The 6395-nt window shown below is 69.3% G+C and carries 6 protein-coding genes; 4 read left to right on the forward strand and 2 right to left on the reverse strand.

Going from position 1 to position 6395, the window contains the following annotated elements:
• The first annotated feature begins 147 nt into the window (after positions 1-147).
• The 4 genes from ABF401_RS04600 (at position 148) to ABF401_RS04615 (ending at position 2958) form a co-directional block, all read left to right on the forward strand.
• On the forward strand, positions 148-531 hold the full coding sequence (locus ABF401_RS04600) for a DUF6223 family protein (RefSeq protein ID WP_353508358.1): 384 nt from the start codon (positions 148-150) through the stop codon (positions 529-531).
• 78 nt (positions 532-609) lie between these two features.
• Positions 610-1026, forward strand: a complete 417-nt coding sequence (locus ABF401_RS04605; RefSeq protein ID WP_353508359.1) for a ChaB family protein — start codon at positions 610-612, stop codon at positions 1024-1026.
• Positions 1027-1118: 92 nt separating this feature from the next.
• Positions 1119-2126 (forward strand): acetamidase/formamidase family protein, encoded by a 1008-nt coding sequence (locus tag ABF401_RS04610; protein WP_353508360.1) that lies wholly within the window; start codon positions 1119-1121, stop codon positions 2124-2126.
• A gap of 73 nt (positions 2127-2199) precedes the next feature.
• Positions 2200-2958 carry an SDR family NAD(P)-dependent oxidoreductase gene (locus ABF401_RS04615; protein WP_353508361.1) on the forward strand — a complete coding sequence of 253 codons (759 nt, stop codon included), beginning with the start codon at positions 2200-2202 and terminating at the stop codon, positions 2956-2958.
• A 217-nt stretch (positions 2959-3175) separates the two neighbouring features.
• On the opposite strand, the gene ABF401_RS04620 is transcribed toward ABF401_RS04615, so the two are convergent.
• Positions 3176-3427 (reverse strand): DUF4242 domain-containing protein, encoded by a 252-nt coding sequence (locus ABF401_RS04620; RefSeq protein ID WP_353508362.1) that lies wholly within the window; start codon positions 3425-3427, stop codon positions 3176-3178.
• Between the two features lie 144 nt (positions 3428-3571).
• Positions 3572-6187, reverse strand: a complete 2616-nt coding sequence (locus ABF401_RS04625; protein WP_353508363.1) for an ATP-binding protein — start codon at positions 6185-6187, stop codon at positions 3572-3574.
• Between the last annotated feature and the right edge of the window lie 208 nt (positions 6188-6395).

A 6395-nucleotide genomic window follows, 5' to 3' on the forward strand; every position in this document is an offset into this window, starting at 1 on the left:
CCGCGGTAGGTCGACTGGCGCCTGCTTCGTGTGCGGCACGCGGGTGCCCCATCCGCCGCAGCGCGAAGTGTCCGCGGGTGGGGGACGCGCCTTCCTGCCCGGGACCGCGAGGCTCGAGTGACAGCCAACTCACGTCAAGGAGTATTCATGTCAGTCGGATTCATGTTCGGGGCACCGCTGGTTGCGGTGGCCACCCATCCACTCGCGCTGCCCTCCGCCACTTCCTACGAGCTGACCTCGGGCAGGTTGCTGTCCACTCTGGCGGGAGTCGTAGGGCTCGCCGGCGCGGTCGTCGGCGGGTTGGCCCTGCTCCGCTCCACTGGTCGAAAGCGGTCCGGTCCCGGGCGACGTGGAGCCCTCATCGCTGTCGGCTCCGGGCTCGTGGCCATCGCCGGCGGTGCGCTCGTCGCAATGACTGCTGATGGTGGGCTTGGCACCGGCAACGGGTTGGGCGGCTCCATCGTCGCGATGGTCGTCGGACTGGTTGCCACCACAGCTGGTGGGGTGGCCCTGGCTCGGCGGCGGACGTGATGTCGGCTGCGGCGCATGGCTGGGCAGCGTTCGGGTAGAAGCCCTCGAACGAGCGGCCGCGCCACGAGGAGGACTCCCATGCCCGCCAGAGACGAGATGCCGTCGACGTTGCAGCGGTCGCCGAAGGACGCGCAGGACCTCTGGGTGACGGTGCACGACAACGCGGTGGAGGAGTACGGCGAAGGTGAGCGGGCCCACCGGACGGCCTTCGCCGCGCTCAAGCACAGCTTCGAGAAGGTCGGCGACCATTGGGAGCCGAAGGCGCACAAGGGCCCTTCGGATGCCCAGGCAGCCCGGCAAGGGGCACGGGCGCGCCGGGGTGGCCAGACGGCCGGGGGCGTCGACGCCAACGCCTCCAAGGCGCACCTCTACGACGTCGCGAAGCGACTCGATGTCGAGGGTCGGTCCCGGATGACCAAGGACGAGCTCGTCGACGCCATCGGTCGAGCCAACGACCGCGAGTCCAGAAAGGCGCGGGAACAGGAGGCCGACTGAGCCCGCCAGGAAGCGTTGCCCGAGAGGACAACCGGCGAAGATCTGGGGGCAAGACCGTGTCCAACTCCGCACGGCACGCGGTACGTTCGACCATGGACGTCATCGAGTACACGCCCAGTCGTGACGAGTACGCCTACACGTTCGGCGGCGCTGCTCCGGCGATGCGCATCAAGCCGGGCACGGCCCTTCGGCTCTGGTCCGACGACGCCTTCGGTGGCGCTCTCCGTACCGTCGACGATCTCTCGAGCGCCAAGGTGGACCTTCGCTTCGTCAATCCGCAGACCGGGCCGTTCTACGTCGAGGGGGCCGAGCCCGGCGACACCCTGGTGCTGCACGTGGTCGCGCTTGAGCCGGCGCGGGACTGGGGCGCATCTGCAGCGATCCCCTTCTTCGGCGGCATGACGGGCACCGACCGCGTCGTGACGCTGCAGGAGGCCCTGCCGGACACGACGTGGATCTACGACCTGGATCGTGCACGCGGGACCGTCGGCTTCGTCGCACGGCACAGTGACCACCGCATCGAGCTGCCGCTCGAGCCGATGCTCGGCACGGTGGGCGTCGCCCCGGCCGGGGGAGAGGCGCGCTCCTCCCTGGTTCCCGAACGCTTCGGGGGCAACATGGACACCCCCGAGATGCGTGCCGGCTCAACCGTCTACCTCGGCGTCAACGTCGAGGGCGCCCTTTTCTCGATCGGTGACGGGCACTACCGCCAGGGTGAGGGCGAGGCCTGCGGCACCGCGGTCGAGGGCGCGATGACGAGCACGCTCATCGTGGACCTCGTCAAGGGCCACGCGCCCGGGTGGCCGCGCCTCGAGGACGACACCCACATCATGACCGTCGGCTCCAGCCGGCCGATGGAGGACTCGTGGCGCATTGCCAACGCCGAGCTGGTCCGCTGGGTGAGCGTCCTCCACGGGATGCACACGATGGATGCATACCAGCTGTGCTCGCAGATCACGCACGTGCCCGTCGCCAATGTCGTCGACGCCAACTACAGCGTGGTCGTCAAGGCACCGAAGGCACTGCTGCCTGCGGGCGACGTCCTCGGGGGCGTGCACGCCGACCTGCGCGAGCAAGCCCGCACGCTGGGCACCGTCTGAGCCCGACCGACGCTCTCTGCAATCGCGCTCTCCGACTTTCACAGCGGTCTCCCCACGAACGAAAGGCACGACCATGGAGCTCCAACTTGCCGGCAAGCGGGTCCTCGTCACGGGCGGCAGCCGCGGTATCGGCCGCGCCATCGTCGAGGCCTTCCTCGACGAGGGCGCCGTGGTGGGCTTCTGCGCCCGCGACTCGGAGGCGGTCGCAACCACTTCCAACGAGTTGGCGGGCCGAGGCCAGGTCACGGGCACCGTTGTGGACGTAGGAGACGCCGCGGCGCTTGCCGCTTGGGTGCAGACCTCGGCCGAGGCGATGGGCGGCATCGACGTGGTCGTCGCCAACGTCAGCGCGCTGGCGATCCCCGACACGGAGGAGAACTGGGAGCTCAGCCTCAACGTCGACGTCATGCACACGGTTCGCTTGGTACGAGCGGCGATGCCCTTCCTCGAGCGCAGCGAGGCGGCGTCCATCATCGCCATCTCGAGCGTGTCAGGGCGCGAGTCGGACTTCGCCTCGGGACCGTATGGCACGGCGAAGACCGCGATCGTCGGCTACATCCACGGCCTGGCGATGCAATTGGCCGACAAGGGGATTCGGGCCAACACCGTGTCCCCGGGCAACACCTACTGCAAGGGTGGCGTGTGGGAGAGCATCGAAACGGGCAATCCGGAGCTGTTCGAGATGGCGGTCGGCCTGAACCCCACCGGCCACATGGGCACTCCGGCTGACATCGGCGGGCCGGTCGTCTTCCTCGCCAGTCCCAAGGCGGGCCGCATCAGCGGCACCAACCTCGTCGTCGACGGCGCACTGACCCGCGGCATCCAACTGTGAGACCGTCTCGCTCGCGACGAAGCAGGTACGGTCTGCCGGGTGACGTGCGACTCGGGCTGGGCTTGCTCGCCGAGGGGCTGGGAGCGAGCCCGGCAGCATACGGCCATGTCGTGGTAGTGACGGTTGTGGATGCGCCGTTGGCAGCCCAGCGCCACTGGGGCGGCGCGTGGCCACGGGGGAGACGGCGGTCGGGCCGCACGCGAGCCGGGCTCGCTAATCAGCTGCCTTCCTGAACCGCGTAGACGCGGTCCGCGACCAGTCCGTGTGCCTCCCGGTGGACAGTGCTGGCGGCCTCGGCGCTCGGAGCCTCGACGAGGCAGAAGATCTGGCCCTCCTCCTCGTCGACCCAGTAGCGCAGGTAGTTGACCCCGTGTGTGCCCTGGGTGGCCAGGTCTGCCGCATGGGCCTTGGCGACATCGTCCATCGTGACGCCGTCACCGAGCGAGTGAACGTCCATGAAGAGTGGCATCGTGTTCTACCTTTCCGTGGCTGGTTGGTGTGTCTTCAGCGTCACGGAAGGGAATGGAGCCGGGCATGGGGGACGGCTACCCATGTTCGCGTCGGCCGAGCCCCTACCTAGGCGCCCGTGATCACGTACGTCGCGAGACCCGGTTCACGTCGCCGATGAGTACCACTCGATCACGTCTCTGCGTGAGCCCACACCGGCCTTGGCCAAGATCGATGACACGTGGTGTTCTGCCGTGCGTCGAGAAATGACGAGCTGCTCGGCGATGGCGGAGTCCGACAGGCCCTGGACCAACAGGTCGGCCACCTCGGACTCCCGTCTCGTGAGCCCGTTCGGATGGGCGCGCGTCGCGCGGCCGGGCGCCCGCGGTACCGGCCGGCCCATAACGCGCAGGTCAGCCCGGCACCGGGCGGCGGCGGCGTGGGCCTTGATCTCCTCGAAGATCCCGGCCGCCTTGCCGAGCGCGTCTGGGTCGCCACTGCGTGCCAAAGCGAGAGCCTGGTCGAAGGGGCAGCCGAGGGCTTCCCACAGGGCGGCCGCCTCCTGCCATGCTCCGGCGAGTTCCGCGGCGAAGGGAGGTGCTACCTCACGGTGTGGTGGACGTGCACCCTGTGGCAGCCAGCGCAGCACTGCGCCCCGGTTCCACCGACAGTCCGCTCGCTCGACGAGTTCCAGGACGGCGCCTGCGATCTCGCCGGCCTCGGCATCGCGCCGCCCGAGCCAGGCGAGCTCGCTACGCAACGCGGCGACCGGGGCCACCACCTGCACTTCGCCGATTCCGTCGGCCAGGGCGGCTGCCCGCTCCACCAGGGCCTCGAAGCCACCCTCGCCGCGCCGGGCCCGCACGTGGGCCAGGCTCACGAGTGGGGTGAGCGCGGCATTGATCGCCAGTGACGGGTGGGCCAGGACCGCCTCGGCCCGACGCTCTGCTGCGGCCAGGTCGCCCCTATTGACCTGGAGCTCCGCATCGCACGCCAGCAGGTAATTCGTCCAGGAGTCGAGGTCGCGCTCCGTGCAGTACTCGATCCCCTCCAGCACGTGACGATGCGCGTCGTGGTGGCGACGCTGGGCAATCGCGCTCGACGCAAGGTTGACGTAGGCGCGGGCAGCGTGCTCGTGCAGCTCCGCCCGACGCGACAGGTCAAGGCTCTCCTCGAGCATCGTGACACCGGAGGCCCGGTCGCCGGCGACCACCTCGATCGTTCCGAGATTGTTGAGGGCGTGCGCACGCAGCTCGGTCCGTGCGCGGCCCTCGGGGAGGGACTCGAGGAGCGACAGGGTCCGGGCACCCCACGTCCGGGTCGCCGCACCATCACTCGTGAGCATGTACAGCTGGGTCATGTTGCTGTAGGCATAGGCGAGCTCCGGAGTGGGAGGCCCCTCGAGGACCTGGAGCGCCCGAACTGCCGCAGCCTCGGCGTCGGCGTTGCGTCCCTCGAACCACAACAGGCGAGACAGGCACCGCCAGGCGTCACCGACGCGTATGGTCGCCCCCAGCTGCTCCCAGATATCACGAGCGCTTCCCACGGCCGCCGAGGCATCTTCGATGCGGCCGGTGATGTACAGCTCGTAGCCGAGTGACCAGTACAGGTCTGCGATCTGTTCGTCGGGCAGCCCGCTGCCGGAGAGGCGGGCTGCATGAGCCAGGGCCCGCTCGAACTGGCGTGCCGCCTCGCGGTGGGAGCCGAGCTCGGCGGCGCGTCGGCCCGCGACAGTGGCGTGCTCGACGGTTGACTGGCTGAGGCCCGCGGCGTCGGCGTGGTGGGCGAGCCGCGCCGGGTCGGCACCCCGAGCCTCCAGAGCGGCGAGCAGTCGACGGTGCTGGTGCATCCTCCGACCCAGGGGAAGCTGTTCAGCCACGACGCGGCGGGCAAGCTCGTGCCGGAACGTGATGGCTCCGTCGGCCTCGACGAGCAGACCCCGTGCGAGCGCTTCGTCGAGCGTCTCCAGCCCAGCGCTCAGTAGTTCTTCGAGGAGAGCCACCTCCGCTCGGGCTCCCGCCAGTGCGACGATCTCGAGCGCCTGCTGGGTCGCGTCGGAGAGGCCGGCCACCCGGGCGAGGATCGCATCTCGGCACCGCTCGGGAACCGTGTCGAGGCCACTCGAGAGGACCTCGGTGACGTAGAAGGCATTGCCGTGGGTGATCGCGTGCAGGCGTGCTGGATCGACCGGACGGCCGTCCGGGTGTGCCTTCGCGTGCTGGGCGACGAGCGTCGTCACCGCGTCACGCGACAGGGGCTGCACGTCAAGGCGTCGGGTGCCAGTGGCGGAGGCACTGTCACCGAGCAGCTGCCTCAAGCCCTGAGCCACGTCGACGTCCTCACGCCGGTAGGTGACGAGGACGACGGCGCGGCAGGTGTGAATGCGCCGGGCAAGGTGGAGCAGGAGATCCAAGGTGGCCTGATCAGCCCAGTGCGCGTCCTCGACGACGACGAGGTGCGGCTTGTCATGGGCCGGATCGCGAAGCGCGCCCAGTACGGCCGCGAAGATGTCCGCCCGCGTGGCGTTCTCCAGCAATGCACGGGGTCGCACCGTCGGCAGCAGCTCGCGCACGGGTGCCAACGGTGATGGCGTCGCGGATCCGTCGCAGTACGCGACAGAACACACTGCTCGGCCGGCGTGGTCGGACGAGAACGCACTGACGAGCGAGGACTTGCCCACGCCAGCCTCGCCCGATATGTAGACCAGCCGACCGTGTCCGGCAGCCGCGTCATCGAGGTACGACTCAAGGGTGCGCAGGTAGTGATCCCGCTCGACGAGCATCACGGCTCAATGGTAGGAGCCGCCGGATGCGATCAGCTGCGATTCGCCTGGTGGTCAGTCGGCATGAGGACGGTCGTGAAGGTGCGACGGCGCCGCCCTGGTGCAGGCTCGTGGTCAGCCCGGGACATGACGACGGCGCGCAGGTCCGCGATGAGCGCCATTGTCTCCTCATCGGTCAGATGGAGGGCAGTCTGGCGGTACCCCACCA

It is taken from the genome of Intrasporangium sp. (genome assembly GCF_040414665.1).
Lineage (GTDB): Bacteria > Actinomycetota > Actinomycetes > Actinomycetales > Dermatophilaceae > Intrasporangium.

Bases quoted from the DNA above. Each gene is read 5' to 3' on its own strand.
- ABF401_RS04615 (WP_353508361.1), top strand. From the start codon at position 2,200: ATGGAGCTCCAACTTGCCGGCAAGCGGGTCCTCGTCACGGGCGGCAGC.
- ABF401_RS04620 (WP_353508362.1), bottom strand. From the start codon at position 3,427: ATGCCACTCTTCATGGACGTTCACTCGCTCGGTGACGGCGTCACGATG.
- ABF401_RS04600 (WP_353508358.1), top strand. From the start codon at position 148: ATGTCAGTCGGATTCATGTTCGGGGCACCGCTGGTTGCGGTGGCCACC.
- ABF401_RS04625 (WP_353508363.1), bottom strand. From the start codon at position 6,187: ATGCTCGTCGAGCGGGATCACTACCTGCGCACCCTTGAGTCGTACCTC.
- ABF401_RS04610 (WP_353508360.1), top strand. From the start codon at position 1,119: ATGGACGTCATCGAGTACACGCCCAGTCGTGACGAGTACGCCTACACG.
- ABF401_RS04605 (WP_353508359.1), top strand. From the start codon at position 610: ATGCCCGCCAGAGACGAGATGCCGTCGACGTTGCAGCGGTCGCCGAAG.